This window comes from Rhizobacter sp. P2_H3 (genome assembly GCF_056403355.1).
The window spans coordinates 32,868-53,225 of record NZ_JBFUFQ010000015.1; the positions used below are offsets into that span (position 1 = coordinate 32,868).

Genomic DNA, 20,358 nt, shown 5'->3' on the forward strand with positions numbered 1-20,358 from the left:
CGCTTCTCCGTTGCTTAGGCGACGTAGCAAAGCACTTCGCCGCCGATACCGGCCTGGCGAGCCTTGCGGTCCGTCATCACGCCCTTCGGCGTGGTCACGATGGCGACACCGAGACCGTTCATCACGCTCGGGATGTCGTGGCGGCCCTTGTAGATCCGCAGACCCGGGCGGCTGACGCGCTCGATGTGCTCGATCACCGGGCGGCCGGCGTAGTACTTCAGCGTGATCTCGAGCTGCGGCTTGGACTTTTCGCCCACCAGCGCAAAGCTCTCGATGTAGCCCTCGTCCTTCAGGACTTGCGTGATCGCCACTTTCAGCTTCGACGCCGGCATCGTCACGGAGGTCTTCTGGACCATCTGTGCGTTGCGGATGCGCGTCAGCAGATCGGCGATAGGATCACTCATGCTCATTCGAATATCTCCTGATCGTCCTGCCGATTACCAGCTGGCCTTGACGACACCGGGGATGTCGCCCTTGAACGCGAGTTCGCGGATCTTGTTGCGGCCCAGGCCGAACTTGCGGAAGGTGCCACGCGGGCGGCCGGTCAGCTCGCAACGGTTGCGTTGACGCGTCGGGTACGCATTGCGCGGCAGCTTCTGCAGCTCCAGGCGCGCGGCGTAGCGCTCTTCGTCGGACTTCTTCGCGTCGTTCGCCGTAGCTTTCAGCTCGGCGTACTTCTTCGCGAACTTGGCAACCAGTCGCTCGCGCTTCTCTTCGCGCTGGATGAGGGATGTCTTAGCCACGGGCCACCTCAGTTCTTGAACGGGAATTTGAACGAAGCGAGGAGCGCCTTGGCTTCATCGTCGCTCTTGGCAGTCGTCGTGATGCTGATGTTCAGACCACGCAGCGCATCGACCTTGTCGTACTCGATCTCGGGGAAGATGATCTGTTCCTTGACGCCGATGTTGTAGTTGCCACGGCCATCGAACGAACGACCCGAGATGCCGCGGAAGTCACGAACGCGCGGCAGCGCGATCGTGACGAAGCGGTCCAGGAATTCATACATCTGGACGCCACGCAGCGTGACCATGCAGCCGATGGGCACGCCGTCACGGATCTTGAAGCCGGCGATCGCCTTCTTCGACTTCGTGACCACGGGCTTCTGGCCGGCAATCTTGGTCAGGTCGCTGACAGCGTGTTCCATGACCTTCTTGTCCGAGACCGCCTCGCTCACGCCCATGTTGAGCGTGATCTTCGTGATGCGGGGAACCTGCATCGTCGAGACGTAGCCGAACTTCGTCACGAGGTCGGGAACGACCTTCTCGCGGTAAAACTGTTGCAAACGAGCCATGGCTAACCTCTTATGCCTTGATTTCTTCGCCGCTGGACTTGAACACGCGGACCTTCTTGCCGTCAGCCAGCAATTTGATGCCCACGCGATCACCCTTGCCGCTCGCCGCATTGAAGATGGCGATGTTCGACTGATGGATCGGCATGACCTTGTCGACGATGCCGCCGGTGGTGCCCTTCATCGGGTTCGGCTTGACGTGCTTCTTGACGACGTTCACGCCGTCGACGGTCAGGTGGTCAGCATCGACACGTGCGACGACCTTGCCGCGCTTGCCCTTGTCGCGACCGGTCAACACGATGACCTCGTCGCCTGTACGAATCTTGTTCATGGCTCGTCCTTTGACTTGTCTCAGCTCAGAGCACTTCAGGTGCGAGCGAAACGATCTTCATGAAGCGCTCGGTACGCAGTTCACGCGTGACCGGGCCGAAGATGCGGGTGCCGATCGGCTCGAGCTTGGCGTTCAGCAGGACGGCGGCGTTGCCGTCGAACTTGACCAGCGAGCCGTCCTGGCGGCGAACGCCCTTGGCGGTGCGAACGACGACGGCACTGTAGACCTCGCCCTTCTTCACGCGACCACGCGGCGCAGCTTCCTTGATGCTGACCTTGATCACGTCACCGATGCCGGCGTAACGACGCTTCGAGCCGCCGAGCACCTTGATGCACATGACGGATTTCGCGCCAGTGTTGTCCGCGACATCAAGCCGCGATTGCATTTGAATCATGTTCTGTCCCCAACTTGTACTGCGCAAGCGCAGTCAGTCTTGGGCCCGTGGTTTGGGCGGAGCCGAGGCTCGTTTCACTACAAGTGCAACGGGCGTTTCGGCGAAGCTGCGGATTATGGGGGATTTCTGAAACCCGTGTCAACCCGGGCCGGCAAAAGAAACCGGGTGCGGCACCAGGACTTTGCCCGCGCGCCACAACCTACAATCGCGGACTTTTCATTTCTGCCCCGGGGCCGTCTGGCACGCAGGGGCGTCCACTGAGGATTCTCACGTGTTCATTTCCGAAGCTTTTGCCCAGGCCGCTCCCGCTGCAGGCGCCCAGTCGCCGTTCGGTGGCGGCATCACCGGCATGCTGCCGTTCGTGCTGCTGTTCGTGGTGATGTACTTCGTGATGATCCGCCCGCAGATGAAGCGGCAGAAGGAGCACAAGGCGATGATCGAGGCCGTCGCCAAGGGCGACGAGGTCGTGATCGCGGGCGGCCTGCTCGGCAAGGTCTCCAAGCTCGGCGAGACCTTCATCCACGTCGAGATCGCCACCGGCGTCGAGGTGCAGGTGCAGCGCAGCTCCATCGTGCAAGTGCTGCCCAAGGGCACGGTCAAGTAAGCAGGGTGCCATGAATCGCTATCCGTGGTGGAAGTACGCGATCCTCGGGATCGCGCTGGTGGTCGGCCTGCTGTACACGCTGCCCAATGTGTTCGGCGAAGCGCCGGCCGTGCAGGTCAGCAGCGGCAAGCCGACGCTGAAGCTCGATGCGTCGATGACGCAGCGCGTGTCGCAGGCGCTGGCCGCGGCCGGCATCCAGTCCGACTTCGTCGAGTTCGACGGCAACTCGGTGCGCGCCCGCTTCGGCGACGTCGACACCCAGGGCAAGGCCAAGGTAGCGATCGCCAATGCACTGAACCCGGACCCGAACGACCCGAGCTACGTCGTCGCGCTGAACCTGCTGTCGCGCTCGCCGCACTGGCTGACCGCGATCCGTGCGCTGCCGATGTACCTGGGCCTGGACCTGCGTGGCGGCGTGCACTTCCTGATGCAGGTCGACATGAAGTCGGCGCTGACCAAGAAGGCCGAGGCGCTGACCGGCGACATCCGCACGCTGCTGCGCGACAAGAACCTGCGCCACGCCGGCATCTCGCGCGACGGCAACACCGTCGAGGTGCGCTTCCGTGACCGCGAGACGGTGAATGCGGCGCGCGCGCTGCTGACCGAACAGCTGCCCGACCTGCAGTGGACCGAGACGCCCGACGGCACCGAGGTCCGCATGTCCGGCGTGCTGAAGCCGGCGGCCGCCCGCCTGGTCCAGGACGCCGCGATCAAGCAGAACATCACGACGCTGCACAACCGCGTCAACGAACTGGGCGTCGCCGAACCGGTGATCCAGCAGCAGGGCGTCGACCGCGTGGTCGTCGAGCTGCCGGGCGTGCAGGACACCGCGCGCGCCAAGCAGACCCTCGGCCGCACCGCGACCCTCGAGCTGCGCATGGTCGACGACAGCGCCGAAGCCAATTCGGCGGCGGCCGGCAACGGACCGGTGCCGTTCGGCACCGAGCGCTTCACCGAACGTGGCGGCCGCTCGATCATCGTCAAGCGCAACGTCGTGCTGACCGGCGACAGCCTGACCGATGCGCAACCCGGCTTCGACAGCCAGACCCAGCAGCCGAAGGTCGACCTGACCGTCGATGCGAAGGGCGCGCGCATCATGCGCGACACCTCGCGCGACAACATCGGCAAGCGCATGGCGATCATCCTGTTCGAGAAGGGCAAGGGCGAGGTCGTGACCGCGCCGGTGATCCAGGGCGAGCTCGGCAACCGCTTCCAGATCTCCGGCTCGATGACGCCGTCCGAGGCCACCGACACCGCGCTGCTGCTGCGCGCCGGCTCGCTGGCTGCGCCGATGGACATCATCGAGGAGAGCACGATCGGCCCGACGCTCGGCGCCGACAACATCGCCAAGGGCTTCCACAGCGTGATGGGCGGCTTTGCCCTGATCGCGCTGTTCATGTGCTGCTACTACCTGCTGTTCGGCGTGTTCTCGACGCTGGCGCTCGCGTTCAACCTGCTGCTGCTGGTGGCGGTGCTGTCGATGCTGCAGGCCACGCTGACACTGCCGGGCGTGGCCGCCATCGCGCTGACGCTGGGCATGGCGATCGACGCCAACGTGCTGATCAACGAGCGGGTGCGCGAGGAACTGCGCAACGGCGCATCGGCGCAGGCGGCGATCCACGCCGGCTATGAGCGTGCGTTCGCGACCATCCTCGACTCCAACGTCACCACGCTGATCGCCGGCGTCGCGCTGCTGGCCTTCGGCTCCGGCCCGATCAAGGGCTTCGCCGTGGTGCACTGCCTGGGCATCCTCACGTCGATGTTCTCGGCGGTGATGTTCTCGCGCGGCCTCGTGAACCTCTGGTACGGCAGCAAGAAGAAGCTCAAGAGCGTGTCGATCGGCCAGGTCTGGCGCCCGCAGGGCGCACCGGCCACGCCGGGCGACCAGCCGCAAGGCTGACCCACGCAACACCCGAACTAGCAGGCAATTCCATGGAATTCTTCCGGATCAAGCGCGACATCCCGTTCATGCGGCATGCGCTGGTGTTCAACGTCGTGTCGCTGCTGACCTTCCTGGCGGCGGTGTTCTTCCTCGCGACCCGCGGGCTGCACCTGTCGGTCGAGTTCACCGGCGGCACGCTGATCGAGACCGCCTATTCGCAGTCGGCCGACATCAACCGGGTGCGCGGCATCGTCGAAGGCCTGCAGCTGGGCGAGGCCCAGGTGCAGAACTTCGGCAGCGCGCGCGACGTGCTGATCCGCCTGCCGGTGCGGACGGACATCAAGCAGGACGTGGTCGTCGAGCGGGTGTTCGGTGCGCTGTGCAAGGCCGAGAACGGCACGGTGTCGACGCTGCAGTCGGTCAGCGACAAGGGCGAGGCCGTGTCGCGCCCGGTCTGCAAGGTCGGGGACGCGGAGCCGGTATCGCTGCGCCGCAACGAGTTCGTCGGCCCGCAGGTCGGTCGCGAACTGGCCGAGGACGGCGCCAAGGCGCTGGTCTTCGTGATCGCCGGGATCATGCTGTACCTCGCCTTCCGCTTCGAGTGGAAGTTCTCGGTCGCCGCGATCGTCGCCAACCTGCACGACGTGATCATCATCCTGGGCTTCTTCGCGTTCTTCCAGTGGGAGTTCAGCCTGTCGGTGCTGGCGGCCGTGCTCGCGGTGCTCGGCTACTCGGTCAACGAATCGGTCGTGATCTTCGACCGGATCCGCGAGGCCTTCCGCAAGTACCGCAAGATGACGACGCCCGAGGTCATCGACCACGCGATCACCAGCACGATGAGCCGCACCATCATCACGCACGGCAGCACCCAGATGATGGTGCTGTCGATGCTGATCTTCGGCGGCCAGACGCTGCACTACTTCGCCGTGGCGCTGACGATCGGCATCCTGTTCGGCATCTACTCGTCGGTTTTCGTGGCCGCCGCCATCGCGATGTGGCTGGGCGTGAAGCGTGAAGACCTGATGAAAGCGACGGTCAAAGAGACCGATCCGGACGATCCGAACGCCGGAGCGGTGGTGTAGAGTAAGGACTTCCCCCACTCGATCGCTATCCGACACCTTCATGGCGACCGCCGCCGATTCGTTGGCCCTGGCCGCCCAGGCGCGCCGCTCCTACGTCGAGCGGCTCCTCTACGGCGTGCCCGGCATCGTCCAGGCTGTCGAGGAAGGCGCCCGGTTGCTGGCCGCCCAGACGGCCGAGCACGGGATCCAGTACAAGCGCCGCGATGCGGCGGCCGATCTGCGCCGCGCCGCGCCGTTGTGGGTCAGCGGCATGACGACGGCGCTGCGTGCCTCGCTCGGCAACGGCATGGTGTCGGCATCGCGCCCCGGCGACCTGCCGCTGCCCGGTCGCGCGGCCAGCATGACGCTGGTCGACGACGACACCATCGAGGTCGAGATCCTCAGTTCGCGGCTGGCGCTGGCGATGATGGACAAGTCGTCGTGGGAGTTCACCGACCTGCGCTCGCGCATGTCGGCGATGGAACGCCGCGACGAACTCGACACCAACGACGTGCTGCGCCCCCATGTACTGGCCCGCATCGTCACCGCCGCCTGGCGCGGGGCCTCGCTCAACCATGACCTGTGGCGCACGCTGCAGGGCGTGATCCACGAGGAATTCGCGCATTTCGCCGAAGAGGCGTATCACGAGACCAACCGCTGGCTGGTGCAGAAGGGCGTGTTGCCCGACGTCGATCTGCGGCCGTTCATCCGGCGCACGCGCAATGGCCAGGGCGCTGCCGGCGGCGGTGGAGCCTCCGGCGGGCCGGCAACCGTCGCATCGCCGGCAGGCACCGGCTTCGGCCGCACCGGCGTCGGCGAGGAAACCCGCATGATGACCCGGGCCGGCGGCTTCGCCCGCGGGTCCGACCACGCCGAGGCGGTGCTCGGACGCCTGAACCGCCTGATCGGCCGGCAGCTCCCCGATTTCAGCCGCACGGCACCGATGAATTCGGCCTCGCCCGAGCTGCGGGCCGCGATCACGGACGCCCAGCAAGGCATCCAGCGGCGCCTCGGATCGGGCTCGCCCGATTCCCCGCGCACCTCGCCCGGCCAGGTCAGCACCCCGGCCCTGCTCGAGGAACTGCACCAGCGCAAGCAGGCGCTGAAGAAGGCCGCGTCGACGCCGGTCGAGCGCGCCACGATCGAGATCGTCGCGCTGCTGTTCCAGAGCATCCTGACCGAGGAGCGCATCCCTGCCGTCGTGCGGGTCTGGTTCGCCCGGCTGCAGATGCCGGTGCTGCGGGTGGCCGTCAGCGAGCCCGACTTCTTCGCGACCGTCGACCACCCGGCGCGCCGGCTGATCGATCGCATGGGGGCCTGCGTGATGGGCTTCGACTCCACCAGCCGCGCCGTCGGCGATGCGCTGGAGCGCGAGATCAAGCGCGTCGTGCAGGTCGTCGAGGCGTACCCGGATACCGGGCGCCGGGTGTTCCAGACCGTGCTGACCGAGTTCGAGAAGTTCCTCGAGAACTATTTCCAGAACGAGAACGAGGCGACCCGCAAGGGCGTCTCGCTGGCCCAGCAGGTCGAGCAGCGCGAGACGCTCGCGATCCAGTACACGATCGAGTTGCGCAAGATGCTCAACGAGGTGCCGGTGCAGGAAGGCGTGCGCGACTTCCTGTTCCAGGTCTGGGCCGACGTGATGGCGATGACCGCGGTGAAGAGCGGCGCGCAGGGCACCGAGACGAAGACGATGAAGCGCGCCGCGGCCGACCTGATCTGGTCGGCGAGCGCGAAGGTCTCCCGCGAGGAACGCGCCGAAGTGATCCGCCGCCTGCCGCCGCTGCTGAAGACGCTGCGCGAAGGCATGGACCACGCCGGCGTCTCGCCGGAGCGCCAGGACGAGCACATCCAGCGGCTGAACAACTCGCTCGCCGCGGCGTTCACCGCGAAGACGGCCGCGATCCCGCAGGAGCGGCTCGAGGAACTGATGGTCCGCCTCGAGACCCTCGAGGAAATGCTGCCGGAATCGGCCGATGTCGACATCGACGAGGCGATGGTGCTGGACCTGTCGGGCCACGAGAGCGCCGAGCTCGAGGTGGTCGGCGAAGGCGGCTCGATGCCGACGCCGGCGATGCTGACCTGGGCGCGCGAGCTGCAGGTCGGCGGCTGGTACATGCTCGACTACCGCAATCGCAACGAGGCCGTGCAGCTCGCCTGGCAGGGCCTGCGCCGCCAGCTGGCGCTGTTCGTGTCGCCGCATGGGCGCGGCATCCTGTTCCAGCAGCACCGCCTGGCGGCCTTCCTGCAGGCCGGCCTGCTGGTGCCGGCGCAGGATGAATCGCTGACCGTGCGGGCCACGCGCAGCGCGCTGGCCAAGCTCGATGTCGATCCGAGCCGGTTGTTGAACTGATCCCTCCCGGCCCGCCAACAAAAAAGCCACCGCGTCCGGTGGCTTTTTTGTTGGTGGAGTGAGTGGGCAGTCAGTGGATCAACCGATCCGCCTCGTCGACGAACAACTCGTCCAGGATCAGCGCATCGGGTTCTTCGCCCAGGCTCCAGAACACCATCAGCACGATGATCTTCAGGTCTTCGAGGTCGACCGGTCCGCCGGAAATCGCCGTCGCGCGATCGATGACCATCTCACGCATCGGCGGCGGCAGCACGCCGGCCGATTCGAGGAAGCTGACGAAGCCGATGGACGCCTCGCCCAGATGCTCCTGCTCGGTGGGTGTGTAGACGCGAAGGCTGTCGGCGCCCTGCTCGCCGCCGTACGACTGCGCTGCCGTCGCCAGGCCGTCGAGCCAGGACAGCGCCTCTTCGATCTCATCGGACTCGAAGCCCATCGCTGACAGCTTGCGTGTCAGTTGGGCGTGGTCCGGGCATGCGTCCGGCCGCCAGTAGTTTTCGTACAGGTAGACAAGCACGTCGAACATGAACCCACTATACCGCACGGTCACTGCTGCATGACTGGCAAAAAGCCCTGGGTCCGGGGTGGCTCAGGCGGCTGAAACCCTCTGAAACAGCTGGCCCGGAAGCCGGCTCACGCGGCCTTCCAATTCCAGCTCCAGCAGGCGGATGTTGAGCTGCTGCGCCGACCATCCGGTGCGTGCGACCAGCGCGTCCAGCGTGACGGGCTCGAAGCCGAGCGCCGCCATGACGGCATCGTCGGGGATGCTGCCGGAGTCAACGCCCACGTCGGCCTTCGCTCCAGCCGCCATCCCAATATCACCCGGGTGCTGGAGCTGGAACTCCTCGAGCACATCGGCCGCACTCTCGACCAGCTTGGCGCCCTGCTTGATGAGCCCGTGGCAGCCGCGAGACTGCGGCGAATGGATCGAGCCGGGAATCGCGAACACCTCGCGACCCGCCTCGCTGGCGAGCCGGGCGCTGATCAGCGACCCCGATTGCAGCGCCGCCTCGACGACCAGCGTGCCGCGCGACAGGCCGGCGATGATGCGGTTGCGCTGCGGGAAGTTGTGCGCGAGCGGCGGCATGCCCAGCGCGTATTCGCTCAGCATCAGCCCTTCGACGCCAATGCGTTTCGCCAGGGCGGCATGGCGTTTCGGGAAGACCTGGTCCAGGCCGGTGCCGACCACCGCGATGGTGCTCGACGGCCCCTGCAGCGCCCCTTCGTGGGCGGCGCCATCGATGCCCTGGGCCAGCCCCGACACCACGGTCATGCCGGCCTCGCCCAGCGCCTGGGCGAAGGCTTTTGCATTCGCGAGACCCTGGATCGTCGCCTGCCGGCTCCCGACGATGGCCACGCACGGGGCGGCCAGCAGCTCGATGCGCCCTTCGGCATAGAGCATCAGCGGCGGGTCGGCGGTCTGCAGCAGGGCGGCCGGGTAGCGAGGGTCGCCCAGCGTGACGATGCGGCGCGGCGCCTCGGCGGATGACGCCGCGAGCCAGCGGCGCGTCCTGTCCAGCAGGTCGGCAAGCCCGGCGGGCAGGTCCTCCAGCGCATCCGCGATGGCAGGCTCGACGACGTGCCGGCGAGCGGCTGAGCCGGCCTGCAGCACGGCCGCAGGTGACCCGAAGGCGGCCAGCAGCTTGCGAGCCGCCTCGCGCCCCATGCCGGGGGTTTCGACCACCCGAACCCAGTCCGCCCAATCATCGATCGGGACGGACTCGTGGAACGCGGGGGAAGCACCCATGCCGGTCGACCGACCGGCGACCGCTTGACAACGCTGCGGTCGCGATCAGCGGATGGCGATCAGGGTTGCGTGAAGCGGTCGCCGCGGCGGACCGGTTCCTGCACCGACAGGATCAGCGCATACGACATGCGGTCGAACACGCGGAAGACGAACAGGAAACCATGGCGCTCGTCCGGCAGCTTGATCGCCGGCGTGCCCTTCTCGGTCTTGTCGACGGTGCGCGGGCCGTCCTTCCACAGCGCCAGCACGTTGCCCTTCTCGAGCCCGTCGCGCGCGCCCTTGTTCAGCGACACGATCTGGTTCTGGCCGGCCGCCACGGCCTCGCCGTACACCGAGACGATCTGGCCGGTGATCGGCGACTGCGGCGCGCGCGGGATGTAGTTCTGGAATTCGCGCGGCGGAACCGGCGACAGCTTGTCGCCGACGCGCACTTCCTGGCGGATGCTGGTCAGCATGAAGGTGTCGGGAACGATGTCGTCGGCACGCGCGGTGCCGCTGGTGTCGCCCTGGCGGATCAGCTCGCCGGTGCCGAGGTAGAAGGCCTCGTAGCCCAGCACCTCGTTGGTGGTCGGGTCGCGCAGCGGCTGCGGCTCGCGGAAGAAGCGGAAGTTGCGCACGCCGCCCAGGTCGCCGCGCACATAGGCCTTGTCGCCACGCGCCAGCAGCACGCGGGCTTCCGGCGTCGCGACAACGCGCGGCGCCTTCGCGAGTTCGTTCTCGTCGACGATCACGGCCTCGTTCAGGAACGGCTCGATCAGGTTGAGTGCGATCGCCGGGATGCCGTCGCGCGACAGGTCGCCTTCGCGCACGCGCGGCGACAGCCTGACGACGCCGCCCTGCTCGCCGGAGCCGACGCGCAGGCGCGCACGGCCGTTGGCCTTGTCGAGGAACAGCACCTGGCCCGGGTAGATCAGGTGCGGGTTGCGGATCTGGTCGAGGTTCATGCCCCACAGCTCGGGCCAGCGCCACGGGCTGACCAGGAACATGCTGGAGATGCCCCACAACGTGTCGCCGCTCTTCACGGTGTACGAATCGGGCGCATTGGGGGACAGGTCAGACAGCGCGACGCCGGCTTCGGCCACCTGCTGCGCGGTGCTGCGCTGCTTGGGAGTGATCGGGTAGTTGCCGGCTTGTGCGTTCGCGGTCGCGGAACCGAAGCAGACGCCCAGCGCAACGGTGATGGCGGCAGCCCGGGGGAACGACAGGGCGATACGGTGGCTTCGGGTCATGAAGGTAAGTCTCCGGGCGCTCAGGCAGCACAATGCTGCGTTGTGCGGTTAACTGAACCGGGCCGCGGCACGATGCCTGCGGCTCAGCGAAAATCTTCATTCAGTTTCACAGATTCTGCCCCTAAACCCTTGATATCGCAACGAAATTGACTTCCGGACACACCTCGCGTGCGTCCTGTCACGCCGTCCGGCGTTGCGCGTTTCCCACATGGCCAAGCTCGTTATCCTCCGTTACCCCGATCCCCGCCTGCACACCGTGGCCAAGCCCGTCACGCAAGTGGACGCACGCATCCGACAGCTTGTCGACGACATGCTGGAGACCATGTACGAGGCCGACGGCGTCGGCCTGGCGGCGACGCAGGTCGACGTCCACGAACGCGTGATCGTGATCGATACCTCGGAACGCCGTGACGAACCGCACGTCCTGATCAACCCCGAGCTGACCGCGCTCAGTGAAGAGATGGTGACCGGCGACGAAGGCTGCCTGTCGGTGCCGCAGGTCTACGACAAGGTGCCGCGCCACGCCCGCGTCAGCGTGCGGGCGCTGAACCGCGCCGGCGAAAGCTACGAGTTCGACGCCGAAGGCCTGCTCGCGGTGTGCGTGCAGCACGAGATGGACCACCTGCTGGGCAAGGTGTTCGTCGAGTACCTGAGCTCGCTGAAGCGCGACCGCATCAAGACCAAGATGCTGAAGCGCACCCGCGACGAACAGCGTCCCTGAGCGGCCTGCCCCGATGCGCGTCGTCTTCGCCGGCACCCCTGAGTTCGCGCAGGTCGCACTGGCCCGCCTGCATGCCGCCCGCTTCGAGATCCCGCTGGTGCTGACCCAGCCGGACCGCCCGGCCGGCCGTGGCATGAAGCTGCAGCCGTCGCCGGTGAAGGCATTCGCCGAAAGCCATGGCATCGCGGTCGCGCAGCCGCGCAGCCTGCGCCTGGACGGCAAGTACCCCGACGATGCCGCCGCTGCCCGCACGGCGCTGCTGGCCGCCCGCCCCGACGTGATGGTCGTGGCCGCCTACGGACTGATCCTGCCGCAGTGGGTGCTCGACCTGCCGGCACGCGGCTGCCTGAACATCCATGCCTCGCTGCTGCCGCGCTGGCGCGGCGCGGCGCCGATCCACCGCGCGATCGAGGCCGGCGACACGCAGACCGGCATCACGATCATGCAGATGGATGCCGGGCTCGACACCGGCGACATGCTGCTGGTCGAGACACTGCCGATCCGGCCGGCCGACACCACCGCCAGCCTGCACGACCGGCTGGCGCCGCTCGGCGGCCGGCTGATCGTCGAGGCGCTCGAGCTGGCGGCCTGTGGCGGCATGCCGCGCACGCCGCAACCGGCCGAGGGCGTGACCTACGCGCACAAGATCGACAAGGCGGAGGCCGCGGTCGACTGGGCACTGTCCGCCGACCAGATCGAGCGCCGGCTGCGCGCCTTCGACCCGTTCCCCGGCGCCACCGGCCTGCTGGAGGGCGAGACGGTGAAGCTGTGGCGCGGCGAAGTCCGCGCCGGCAGCGGCGCACCCGGCAGCGTGCTGGCCAGCGGCCCCGAGGGCCTCGAGGTCGCCTGCGGCACCGGATCGCTGCGGCTGACCGAGCTGCAACGCCCGGGCGGCAAGCGGCTGGCGGCGGCGGCCTGGCTGCAGTCGCGCCCGGTCGCGCCGGGCAGCGCTTTTGGCCGCGCCGATTGAACTTGAAGCGCAGGACCTCATCTGAGGCCCTGTAGCCAGAGAAAGGGCCTCTCCATGTTCAACCTGTTGAAGACCGCGGTGCTGATGGCTGCCATCACGGCGCTGTTCATGGCCATCGGCGCGATGATCGGCGGCCGCGCCGGCATGATGGTCGCGCTGCTCGTCGCCGTCGGCATGAACTTCTTCAGTTACTGGTTCTCCGACAAGATGGTGCTGCGCATGTACAACGCGCAGGAGGTCGACGAGACCTCGGCGCCGCAGTTCTACCGGATGGTGCGCGAGCTCGCGCAGCGCGCCCAGTTGCCGATGCCGCGCGTCTACCTGATCAACGAAGACGCGCCGAACGCCTTCGCTACCGGCCGCAACCCGGAGCACGCGGCGGTGGCCGCCACCACCGGCATCCTGCGCGTGCTCAGCGAGCGCGAGCTGCGTGGCGTGATGGCCCATGAACTGGCGCACGTGCGGCACCGCGACATCCTGATCAGCACGGTCAGCGCGACGATGGCCGGCGCGATCTCGATGCTCGCGAACTTCGCGATGTTCTTCGGCGGCCGCGACAGCGAGGGCCGGCCGCACAACCCGATCGTCGGCCTGCTGGTGATGCTGCTCGCGCCGCTGGCGGCGAGCCTGATCCAGATGGCGATCAGCCGCGCCCGCGAGTTCGAGGCCGACCGCGGCGGCGCCGAGATCTCCGGCGACCCGCAGGCGCTGGCCAGCGCGCTGCAGAAGATCCACCGCTACGCGCAGGGCATGCCGATGGAGGCCGCCGAACGCCACCCGGAGACGGCGCAGATGATGATCATGAACCCGCTGTCCGGCGGCGGGCTGCGCGGGCTGTTCTCGACCCACCCGTCGACGGAAGAGCGCGTCGCCCGCCTGATGGCGATGCGCCCGGCCTGAGCTTCTTCGGCAAAGCCTGGAACTGGCCCCTCTTCGAGGGGCTTTTTCACGCCTGCCCCGCCCGCGAACCAGCGGACACTGCAGCCACAGCCCCGTCCCCGGACCACCGCCCGCCATGCCACGCCACCTGATCACCGCGTTCCTGCTCTGCGCCGCCGCCCTCGCCGGCTGCGACATGCTGGGGGTCGACTCGGCCGAGAAGCTGGCCGCGGCCCGCGAGGCCGACGGCCGCGCGATCGGCGGCGCCTGCCGCCACGCCAACCGGGCCATCGAGGACTGCTACGCGCTGAACAAGAAGGCCGACAAGGCCTCGGTGTTCGCCGGCTGGCGCGACATGAACGACTACATGCGCGAGAACAAGATCGAGCCGGTGGTGCCGCAGCTGGCAGGCGGCGCGAAGTCGGGTGAATCCAAGGCCGAGCCCAAGGCGGACGTCCGCGCCGACGCGAAGTCCGAGGCCAAGGCCGCCCCCGAAGGCGACGCCCCGGCTGAAACCCCCGCGCCCGCCGCCGAGAAGCGGCCGGCCAAGACGCCGGGCGCCAAGGCGGCCCGCCACAACGACACCTGACAGCGGGATAACCCGCATGCGGTGACAATGCCCGCATGAGTTCCCCGCTGCGCGCCCTCGTCCGCCACCCCCAGTTCGCCCTCGGCATGCGCGAGATGTCCGGCGTCAGCCTGGGCATCGCCGCCTGGGGCCTGGTGACCGGCGTCGCGATGGTGAAGGCGGGGCTCTCGATCCCGCTGTCGCTGCTGATGACCTTCGCGGTGTTCGCCGGCAGCGCGCAGCTGGCGGCCATCCCGCTGATGGGCGCCGGCTCGCCGGCCTGGGTGATCTGGGCCACCGCGCTGTGCGTGAACCTGCGCTTCGTGATCTTCAGCGCCCACTGGCGGCCGTTCTTCATGCGCTTCCCGCGCGGCCAGCGGATGCTGCTCGGCTACCTGACCGCCGACCTGAACTACGTGCTCTTCATGAAGAGGTTCAAGGAGCCGCGCGACGACGAGGGCCAGGTCGAGTACTTCCTCGGCAGCAGCTTCATGAGCTGGCTGGCCTGGCAGGTGCCGTCGGTGCTCGGCATCGTGCTGGCCGACGTGGTGCCGACGCACTGGGGCCTCGGTTTCGCCGGCGTGCTGGCGCTGCTCGGGCTGGGCTACGCGCTGCTGTCCGACAAGGCGACCAGCTTCGCGGCGGTGGTGGCGGGCGCCGCCGCCGTCGCGGCCTTCGCGCTGCCGTACCGGCTGAACATCGTGGTCGCGATCGCCGCCGCGGTGTGCATCGGGCTGATGATCGACGGCGGCGGCGATGCCGGACGGCGCGTGCTCGCGTCGCTGATGCGCGCCAAGCCGCGCGACAGGGTGGCGTCATGAGTGATTGGGAATCCTTCATCACGATCGTGGGCCTGACCGTGATCACGGTGGTCACCCGCTGCTTCTTCCTGATTCCCGAACGCGAGCTGCGCCTGCCCGGCTGGGTGCAGCGCGGCCTGCGCTTCGCCCCGCTCGCGGCGCTGGCGGCCGTCGTCGTGCCCGAGGTCGTGATGAGCCACGGCCAGCTGATCAGCACCTGGCAGGACGCGCGCATCTACGCCGTGGCGGCCGCCACCGCCTGGTTCTTCTGGCGCCGCGGCATCCTCGGCACCATCGTGGTCGGCATGGCCGTGCTGATGCCGCTGAAACTGCTGCTGGGGTGGTAGACGCCGTCCGGCTGGTGTCCAATGGATCTCGGAACCGCTTCGTAACTTTTGCGCCTGCGGCATCCCTAGAATTCCCCCTCTAACTTTGGCCACCCATGAACGTTCTCCGTTTTGAAGACCTTGCAGCCCAAGGCAAAGCTGCAGGCCAGCGCGTGTTCATCCGTGCCGACCTGAATGTGCCGCTGGACGACAGCGGCCGCATCACCGAAGACACCCGCATCCGCGCCTCGGTGCCCTGCATCGAGCTGGCCCTGAAGGCCGGCGCCGCGGTGATGGTGACCTCGCACCTGGGCCGCCCGACCGAGGGCGAGTTCAAGCCGGCGGATTCGCTGGCCCCGGTCGCGAAGCGCCTGGGCGAGCTGCTCGGCCGCGACGTGCCGGTGATCGCGAACTGGGTCGATGGGGTGCAGGTCGCGCCGGGCCAGGTGGTGCTGCTCGAGAACTGCCGCGTCAACAAGGGCGAGAAGAAGAACAGCGAGGAGCTCTCGCGCAAGATGGCCGCGCTGTGCGACATCTTCGTGCACGACGCCTTCGGCACCGCGCACCGCGCCGAGGCCTCGACCTACGGCATCGCGCAGTTCGCGAAGATCGCCTGCGCCGGCCCGTTGCTGGCCGCCGAGATCGACGCGATCACGAAGGCGCTGGCCAACCCGAAACGCCCGCTGGTGGCGATCGTCGCCGGCAGCAAGGTCAGCACCAAGCTGACGATCCTGCAGTCGCTCGCGAAGAACGTCGACCAGCTGATCGTCGGCGGCGGCATTGCCAACACCTTCCTGCTGGCCGCCGGGCTGCCGATCGGCAAGTCGCTGGTCGAGGCCGACCTGGTCGGCGAGGCCAAGGCGGTGATCGAGGCCATGAAGGCGCGCGGCGCCGCGGTGCCGATCCCGACCGACGTCGTCACCGCGAAGGCCTTCGCGGCCGATGCGCCGGCCACCGTGAAGGCGGCCTCGGCCGTCGAAGCCGACGACCTGATCCTCGACATCGGCCCGGAGACATCGGCCAGGCTCGCCGCCCAGCTGAAGGCCGCCGGCACCATCGTCTGGAACGGCCCGGTCGGCGTGTTCGAGTTCGATGCGTTCGCGCACGGCACCGAGACGCTGGCGCGCGCGATCGCCGCCTCCGATGCGTTCAGCATCGCCGGCGGCGGCGACACGCTGGCCGCGATCGCGAAGTACGGCATCGAGAAGGATGTCGGCTACATCTCGACCGGCGGCGGTGCCTTCCTGGAAGTGCTGGAAGGCAAGACCCTGCCCGCCTTCGAGATCCTGCAGCGCCGTGCAGGGTGACCGCCCCGACGTCACTGCGTTCCTGCCCCCCGAGGGGGCGCGGCCGCCTTGGGACGGCCCGGCGGCGGCCGGTGCAGCGCGCTGATCCACAATGAAAATACAGGAGACCTCCACCATGCCCCGCGCCACCAAGATCGTCGCCACCCTCGGCCCCGCCTCCAGCTCGCCCGAGGTGCTCGCACAGATGATCCGCGCCGGCGTCGACGTCGTGCGCCTGAACTTCTCGCACGGCAAGGCCCAGGACCACATCGACCGCGCGAACCTGGTGCGCGAGGTCGCCCGCGCCGCCGGCAAGGAAGTGGCCATCATGGCCGACCTGCAGGGCCCGAAGATCCGTGTCGGCAAGTTCGAGGGCGGCAAGACGATGCTCGAGCCGGGCCAGAAGTTCGTGCTCGACGCCAGCAGCACCGCGCTCGGCACCAACGAGCTCGTGAGCCTCGACTACAAGGAGCTGCCGCGCGACGTGAAGCCCGGCGACACGCTGCTGCTGAACGACGGGCTGCTGAAGCTGACGGTCGACGCGGTGCGCGGCGACCAGGTGCACACCACCGTCGTGATCGGCGGCGAGCTGTCGAACAACAAGGGCATCAACAAGGCCGGCGGCGGCCTGACCGCCCCGGCGCTGACCGCCAAGGACATGGAGGACATCAAGACCGCGATGAGCTTCCAGTGCGAGTACCTGGCGGTGAGCTTCCCGAAGAACGCGACCGACATGGAAATGGCGCGCCAGCTGGCCAACGTGGCCGGCGAGCCGTGGCGCCACAAGCCGGCGCTGATCGCGAAGATCGAGCGCACCGAGGCGATCCCGGCGCTGGAGAGCATCCTGCGTGCGAGCGACGGCATCATGGTCGCGCGCGGCGACCTGGCGGTCGAGGTCGGCAACGCCGCGGTGCCCGCACTGCAGAAACGCATGATCAAGATGGCGCGCGAGATGGACCGCGTGGTCATCACCGCGACGCAGATGATGGAATCGATGATCGTCAACCCGGTGCCCACCCGCGCAGAGGTGAGCGACGTGGCCAACGCGGTGCTCGACGGCACCGACGCGGTGATGCTGAGCGCCGAGACGGCGGCCGGCAAGTACCCGGTCGAGACGGTGGAGATGATGTCCACGATCTGCATCGAGGCCGAGCGCGCCGAGGAGATCTCGCTGGACGCCGGCTTCACGAACAAGAAGTTCGGCCGCATCGACCAGTCGATCGCGATGGGCGCGCTCTTCACCGCCTACCACCTGGGCTGCAAGGCGATCCTCGCGCTGACCGAGTCGGGCTCCACGTCGCTGTGGATGAGCCGCCATAAGATCCACGTGCCGATCTACGGCCTGACCTCGCAGGTGGTCACGCAGCGCAAGATGATGCTGTACCGCAACGTGCGCCCGCTGCTGATGCCGAACTTCAGCGACCGCGACGAGGCGCTGAAGCGCGCCGAGCTGCTGCTGGTCGAGAAGGGCGTGCTGAAGCCGGGCGACACCTACGCGATCACCTGCGGCGAGCCGATGGGCTACCCCGGCGGCACCAACATGCTGAAGGTGTGCCGAGTCGGCTGAGCCCAAGCACAATGGCGGGATGACCCTAGTCCTCGCTGACATCCGTGCCGCCGCCGAGCGCCTGCACGGCCAGGTGCTCGACACCCCCTGCGTGCCTTCGCGAACCCTCTCGGCCATCGCCGGCTGCGAGGTGTTCCTGAAGTTCGAGAACCTGCAGTTCACCGCCTCCTTCAAGGAGCGCGGCGCCCTCAACAAGATCGCCCAGCTGAGCGACATCGAGCGCGCACGCGGCGTGCTCGCCGTCTCGGCCGGCAACCATGCACAGGGCGTCGCGTACCACGCGCAGCGCCTGGGCATCCCCGCCACCATCGTGATGCCGCGCTTCGCGCCGGCGGTGAAGGTCGAGCGCACGCGCGGCTTCGGCGCCACCGTGGTGCTCGAAGGCGACACCTTCGACGACGCCCGTGCCCACGGTCTGCGCCTCGCGCAGGAGCGCGGCCTGACGCTGGTGCACCCCTACGACGACCTCGATGTGGCGGCCGGCCAGGGCACGATCGCGCTCGAGATGCTGGCGCAGCAGCCGGCGCTCGACACGCTGGTGGTGGCGATCGGCGGCGGCGGCATGATCGGCGGCATCGCGAGCGCTGCCAAGGCGCTGAAGCCGGGCATCCAGGTGATCGGCGTGCAGACCGAGCGCTTCCCCGCCGTCTGGAACGTGGTGCACAACCAGCAGCGCGAGAGCGCGCAGGCGACGATCGCCGACGGCATCGGCGTCAAGGTGCCCGGGGTGCTGACCGCGCCGCTGATCAAGCAGCATGTCGACGACGTGCTGCTGGTCGGCGAGGACGACATCGAGCAGGCGATCCTGATGCTGCTGGAGATCGAGAAGACGGTGGTCGAGGGCGCCGGCGCCGTCGGCCTGGCGGCGCTGATGAAGCACCGCGCGCGCTTCGCCGGACGCAAGGTCGGGCTGATCCTCTCCGGCGGCAACATCGAGCCGCTGGTGCTGGGCGAGATCATCCAGCGCGGCATGGTGAAGTCGGGCCGGCTGGCGCGCCTGCGCATGGACGTGCGCGACGTGCCGGGCGCGCTGGCCGACGTGGCGACGCTGCTCGGCAAGCTGGGCGCCAACATCGACGAGGTGCAGCACCAGCGGGCGTTCAGCTCGCTGTCGGTGGAGCGCGCCGAGATCGAGGTGGTGGTGCACACGCGCGGCGTGGCCCACATCGAGGAGATCCTGGCCGCGATGCGCGCCCAGGGCTATCGAGCCGAGCGGATCGGCTAGCGGCGGATGCTGCCCACCATGGCTGCCACCGCCGGCAGCATGTTGATCGGCACCAGGTCCAGGCCTTCCTGCTCGTTCGCCAGCACGCGGAACAGTTCGTCCGCAAAGCTGTGCCCGACGCTCGTCACGCCGCTGAAGTCGACCTCCGCGCGGCGGAACTGGTTCAGGCGGGCGCCGACGCGGCGTGCCTGTGCCCGCGATTCCAGTCCCGACTGCGTCGTCGTCAGCAGGCGCAGCGGCACCACGGTGCGCTCGAAGTCGTAGCCGGCACCGTCGGCGCTGTGCGCCTGCAGCACCTGCTCCAGCGTGCGCGTGCTGTCCAGCGCGAACGCCACGTAGATGGACGTGCCCTGGTGCTTCAGCGGCTTGCCTTCGCGCCAGCGGCCGGCCTCCCAGCCGCGATGCTGGAACGCCGATTCGTTGGCGTGCAGGTCGAACACGTCGGCCAGCTTCGAGGTGAAGAACAGCCCGCGGCCGCAGTGGCGGTCCGGCGCGCTGGTCAGCTTGCCCTTGCTGAGCTCGAGCATCGCGAGATGCGGCTCGTCGAGCGCGAAGGATTCGTTGATCTTGTCGAACAGGCCGCGGCCGTCGTCGGACACCAGCAGCTGCGCGTGGCTGGCCGTCTGGCGCATCGACACCGTGACGCTCTGCCCGGCACTGTGGTCGATCGCGTTGTTCAGCAGCTCGGTGAAGGCGTGGTGCAGCATGCGGCGCACGGCATCCGGCAGCGTGAAGAACGGCGAGAAGTCGCGCGACCACGGCAGGTCCTCGCCGAGGCCGTGCAGCGGGTAGCGCTGCACCACCTGGCGCATCGTGCCGGGCCGGTACAGCGGCCGCGAGGCGCTGCCTTCGCGCAGCAGCCACGCCATCTCGGCCAGCCGGCGCAGCGCCTTGTTGGCGGTGGCGCGCGAGACGCCGGCCCGCTCCATCACCTGCGACGCCAAGTCCTGCGGTTGTTGGTGGGCCGCCGCGGTGATCCACAGCGTGAGTGCATTCAGGTCGAGTCGGGCCATGACGGGTTTCCCTCCAGCGGGACGGTCGGATGTTGCAAACAGTGTCCCGCGCCCGCCGCGCGACTTGAGCAGGAAAAGCGGCTGGAAGACCGGCCATTTCCGGTGCATGCTGGAGAC

Annotated in this window: 22 protein-coding genes; 13 read left to right on the top strand and 9 right to left on the bottom strand. The window is 68.2% G+C overall.

Annotated features, from left to right (window positions below):
* Positions 1-14: 14 nt before the first annotated feature.
* The 5 genes from rpsH to rplN are packed head-to-tail and all read right to left on the bottom strand — an operon-like array spanning position 15 to position 2,013.
* Entirely contained in the window at positions 15-410 is a 396-nt protein-coding gene (rpsH, locus tag AC1D1T_RS05015; protein ID WP_047507686.1) for a 30S ribosomal protein S8, read from the bottom strand.
* 27 nt (positions 411-437) lie between these two features.
* The gene (gene rpsN / locus AC1D1T_RS05020; protein WP_047507688.1) at positions 438-743 is read right to left on the bottom strand and encodes a 30S ribosomal protein S14; all 306 of its coding nucleotides are present in this window, start codon (positions 741-743) and stop codon (positions 438-440) included.
* Positions 744-751: 8 nt separating this feature from the next.
* A complete protein-coding gene (rplE, locus tag AC1D1T_RS05025; RefSeq protein WP_047507690.1) occupies positions 752-1,291 on the bottom strand; it encodes a 50S ribosomal protein L5 in 540 nt (179 codons plus the stop codon).
* Positions 1,292-1,301: 10 nt separating this feature from the next.
* Positions 1,302-1,619 carry a 50S ribosomal protein L24 gene (gene rplX, locus AC1D1T_RS05030; protein ID WP_047507692.1) on the bottom strand — a complete coding sequence of 106 codons (318 nt, stop codon included), beginning with the start codon at positions 1,617-1,619 and terminating at the stop codon, positions 1,302-1,304.
* A 25-nt stretch (positions 1,620-1,644) separates the two neighbouring features.
* Positions 1,645-2,013, bottom strand: coding sequence for a 50S ribosomal protein L14 (rplN, locus tag AC1D1T_RS05035; protein WP_011831006.1), 369 nt, complete (start codon positions 2,011-2,013; stop codon positions 1,645-1,647).
* Positions 2,014-2,284: 271 nt separating this feature from the next.
* Between rplN and yajC the strand changes: the two genes are divergently transcribed.
* Genes yajC through AC1D1T_RS05055 form a run of 4 tightly spaced genes read left to right on the top strand, consistent with a single transcriptional unit; the run spans position 2,285 to position 7,913 of the window.
* Positions 2,285-2,617 (top strand): preprotein translocase subunit YajC, encoded by a 333-nt coding sequence (gene yajC / locus AC1D1T_RS05040; protein ID WP_047507694.1) that lies wholly within the window; start codon positions 2,285-2,287, stop codon positions 2,615-2,617.
* Positions 2,618-2,627: 10 nt separating this feature from the next.
* Entirely contained in the window at positions 2,628-4,517 is a 1,890-nt protein-coding gene (gene secD, locus AC1D1T_RS05045) for a protein translocase subunit SecD (protein ID WP_047507696.1), read from the top strand.
* A gap of 32 nt (positions 4,518-4,549) precedes the next feature.
* Positions 4,550-5,581: a protein translocase subunit SecF gene (gene secF, locus AC1D1T_RS05050; protein ID WP_477825076.1), complete on the top strand. Its 1,032-nt coding sequence runs from the start codon at positions 4,550-4,552 to the stop codon at positions 5,579-5,581.
* Positions 5,582-5,621: 40 nt separating this feature from the next.
* The gene (locus AC1D1T_RS05055; RefSeq protein WP_477825075.1) at positions 5,622-7,913 is read left to right on the top strand and encodes a DUF1631 family protein; all 2,292 of its coding nucleotides are present in this window, start codon (positions 5,622-5,624) and stop codon (positions 7,911-7,913) included.
* Between the two features lie 70 nt (positions 7,914-7,983).
* Here AC1D1T_RS05055 and AC1D1T_RS05060 read toward each other — a convergent pair whose 3' ends face one another.
* The 3 genes from AC1D1T_RS05060 to AC1D1T_RS05070 form a co-directional block, all read right to left on the bottom strand.
* Positions 7,984-8,436 carry a Smg family protein gene (locus AC1D1T_RS05060; RefSeq protein ID WP_047507702.1) on the bottom strand — a complete coding sequence of 151 codons (453 nt, stop codon included), beginning with the start codon at positions 8,434-8,436 and terminating at the stop codon, positions 7,984-7,986.
* A 63-nt stretch (positions 8,437-8,499) separates the two neighbouring features.
* A complete protein-coding gene (gene dprA, locus AC1D1T_RS05065) occupies positions 8,500-9,657 on the bottom strand; it encodes a DNA-processing protein DprA (RefSeq protein ID WP_477825074.1) in 1,158 nt (385 codons plus the stop codon).
* 59 nt (positions 9,658-9,716) lie between these two features.
* Complete coding sequence (locus tag AC1D1T_RS05070) at positions 9,717-10,886, bottom strand: LysM peptidoglycan-binding domain-containing protein (protein ID WP_465110650.1); 1,170 nt, start codon at positions 10,884-10,886, stop codon at positions 9,717-9,719.
* Between the two features lie 208 nt (positions 10,887-11,094).
* Here AC1D1T_RS05070 and def point away from each other — a divergent pair, with 208 nt between their 5' ends.
* From def to AC1D1T_RS05115, 9 genes are all read left to right on the top strand, one after another.
* Positions 11,095-11,607, top strand: coding sequence for a peptide deformylase (gene def / locus AC1D1T_RS05075; RefSeq protein ID WP_047507706.1), 513 nt, complete (start codon positions 11,095-11,097; stop codon positions 11,605-11,607).
* A gap of 13 nt (positions 11,608-11,620) precedes the next feature.
* Complete coding sequence (fmt, locus tag AC1D1T_RS05080) at positions 11,621-12,577, top strand: methionyl-tRNA formyltransferase (protein ID WP_477991542.1); 957 nt, start codon at positions 11,621-11,623, stop codon at positions 12,575-12,577.
* A 54-nt stretch (positions 12,578-12,631) separates the two neighbouring features.
* Positions 12,632-13,477, top strand: coding sequence for a zinc metalloprotease HtpX (gene htpX / locus AC1D1T_RS05085; protein WP_465110648.1), 846 nt, complete (start codon positions 12,632-12,634; stop codon positions 13,475-13,477).
* A 115-nt stretch (positions 13,478-13,592) separates the two neighbouring features.
* Complete coding sequence (locus tag AC1D1T_RS05090; RefSeq protein WP_477827465.1) at positions 13,593-14,045, top strand: hypothetical protein; 453 nt, start codon at positions 13,593-13,595, stop codon at positions 14,043-14,045.
* A gap of 35 nt (positions 14,046-14,080) precedes the next feature.
* Positions 14,081-14,845, top strand: coding sequence for an AzlC family ABC transporter permease (locus tag AC1D1T_RS05095; RefSeq protein ID WP_047507714.1), 765 nt, complete (start codon positions 14,081-14,083; stop codon positions 14,843-14,845).
* Positions 14,842-15,171 carry an AzlD domain-containing protein gene (locus tag AC1D1T_RS05100; RefSeq protein WP_465110646.1) on the top strand — a complete coding sequence of 110 codons (330 nt, stop codon included), beginning with the start codon at positions 14,842-14,844 and terminating at the stop codon, positions 15,169-15,171. The genes AC1D1T_RS05095 and AC1D1T_RS05100 overlap by 4 nt, the downstream gene beginning before the upstream one ends.
* Positions 15,172-15,266: 95 nt before the next feature.
* On the top strand, positions 15,267-16,457 hold the full coding sequence (locus tag AC1D1T_RS05105) for a phosphoglycerate kinase (RefSeq protein ID WP_465110645.1): 1,191 nt from the start codon (positions 15,267-15,269) through the stop codon (positions 16,455-16,457).
* Between the two features lie 115 nt (positions 16,458-16,572).
* Complete coding sequence (gene pyk / locus AC1D1T_RS05110) at positions 16,573-18,003, top strand: pyruvate kinase (RefSeq protein ID WP_047507720.1); 1,431 nt, start codon at positions 16,573-16,575, stop codon at positions 18,001-18,003.
* A 19-nt stretch (positions 18,004-18,022) separates the two neighbouring features.
* Positions 18,023-19,228, top strand: coding sequence for a threonine ammonia-lyase (locus tag AC1D1T_RS05115; protein ID WP_047507722.1), 1,206 nt, complete (start codon positions 18,023-18,025; stop codon positions 19,226-19,228).
* Here the strand turns inward: AC1D1T_RS05115 and AC1D1T_RS05120 are convergent.
* The gene (locus AC1D1T_RS05120; protein WP_477827827.1) at positions 19,225-20,241 is read right to left on the bottom strand and encodes an ATP-binding protein; all 1,017 of its coding nucleotides are present in this window, start codon (positions 20,239-20,241) and stop codon (positions 19,225-19,227) included. The genes AC1D1T_RS05115 and AC1D1T_RS05120 overlap by 4 nt on opposite strands.
* Positions 20,242-20,358: the final 117 nt, after the last annotated feature.

Bases quoted from the DNA above. Each gene is read 5' to 3' on its own strand.
- rpsH (WP_047507686.1), bottom strand. From the start codon at position 410: ATGAGCATGAGTGATCCTATCGCCGATCTGCTGACGCGCATCCGCAAC.
- rplE (WP_047507690.1), bottom strand. From the start codon at position 1,291: ATGGCTCGTTTGCAACAGTTTTACCGCGAGAAGGTCGTTCCCGACCTC.
- rplX (WP_047507692.1), bottom strand. From the start codon at position 1,619: ATGAACAAGATTCGTACAGGCGACGAGGTCATCGTGTTGACCGGTCGC.
- rplN (WP_011831006.1), bottom strand. From the start codon at position 2,013: ATGATTCAAATGCAATCGCGGCTTGATGTCGCGGACAACACTGGCGCG.
- secD (WP_047507696.1), top strand. From the start codon at position 2,628: ATGAATCGCTATCCGTGGTGGAAGTACGCGATCCTCGGGATCGCGCTG.
- secF (WP_477825076.1), top strand. From the start codon at position 4,550: ATGGAATTCTTCCGGATCAAGCGCGACATCCCGTTCATGCGGCATGCG.
- AC1D1T_RS05055 (WP_477825075.1), top strand. From the start codon at position 5,622: ATGGCGACCGCCGCCGATTCGTTGGCCCTGGCCGCCCAGGCGCGCCGC.
- AC1D1T_RS05060 (WP_047507702.1), bottom strand. From the start codon at position 8,436: ATGTTCGACGTGCTTGTCTACCTGTACGAAAACTACTGGCGGCCGGAC.
- dprA (WP_477825074.1), bottom strand. From the start codon at position 9,657: ATGGGTGCTTCCCCCGCGTTCCACGAGTCCGTCCCGATCGATGATTGG.
- AC1D1T_RS05070 (WP_465110650.1), bottom strand. From the start codon at position 10,886: ATGACCCGAAGCCACCGTATCGCCCTGTCGTTCCCCCGGGCTGCCGCC.
- def (WP_047507706.1), top strand. From the start codon at position 11,095: ATGGCCAAGCTCGTTATCCTCCGTTACCCCGATCCCCGCCTGCACACC.
- fmt (WP_477991542.1), top strand. From the start codon at position 11,621: ATGCGCGTCGTCTTCGCCGGCACCCCTGAGTTCGCGCAGGTCGCACTG.
- htpX (WP_465110648.1), top strand. From the start codon at position 12,632: ATGTTCAACCTGTTGAAGACCGCGGTGCTGATGGCTGCCATCACGGCG.
- AC1D1T_RS05090 (WP_477827465.1), top strand. From the start codon at position 13,593: ATGCCACGCCACCTGATCACCGCGTTCCTGCTCTGCGCCGCCGCCCTC.
- AC1D1T_RS05095 (WP_047507714.1), top strand. From the start codon at position 14,081: ATGAGTTCCCCGCTGCGCGCCCTCGTCCGCCACCCCCAGTTCGCCCTC.
- AC1D1T_RS05100 (WP_465110646.1), top strand. From the start codon at position 14,842: ATGAGTGATTGGGAATCCTTCATCACGATCGTGGGCCTGACCGTGATC.
- AC1D1T_RS05105 (WP_465110645.1), top strand. From the start codon at position 15,267: ATGAACGTTCTCCGTTTTGAAGACCTTGCAGCCCAAGGCAAAGCTGCA.
- pyk (WP_047507720.1), top strand. From the start codon at position 16,573: ATGCCCCGCGCCACCAAGATCGTCGCCACCCTCGGCCCCGCCTCCAGC.
- AC1D1T_RS05115 (WP_047507722.1), top strand. From the start codon at position 18,023: ATGACCCTAGTCCTCGCTGACATCCGTGCCGCCGCCGAGCGCCTGCAC.
- AC1D1T_RS05120 (WP_477827827.1), bottom strand. From the start codon at position 20,241: ATGGCCCGACTCGACCTGAATGCACTCACGCTGTGGATCACCGCGGCG.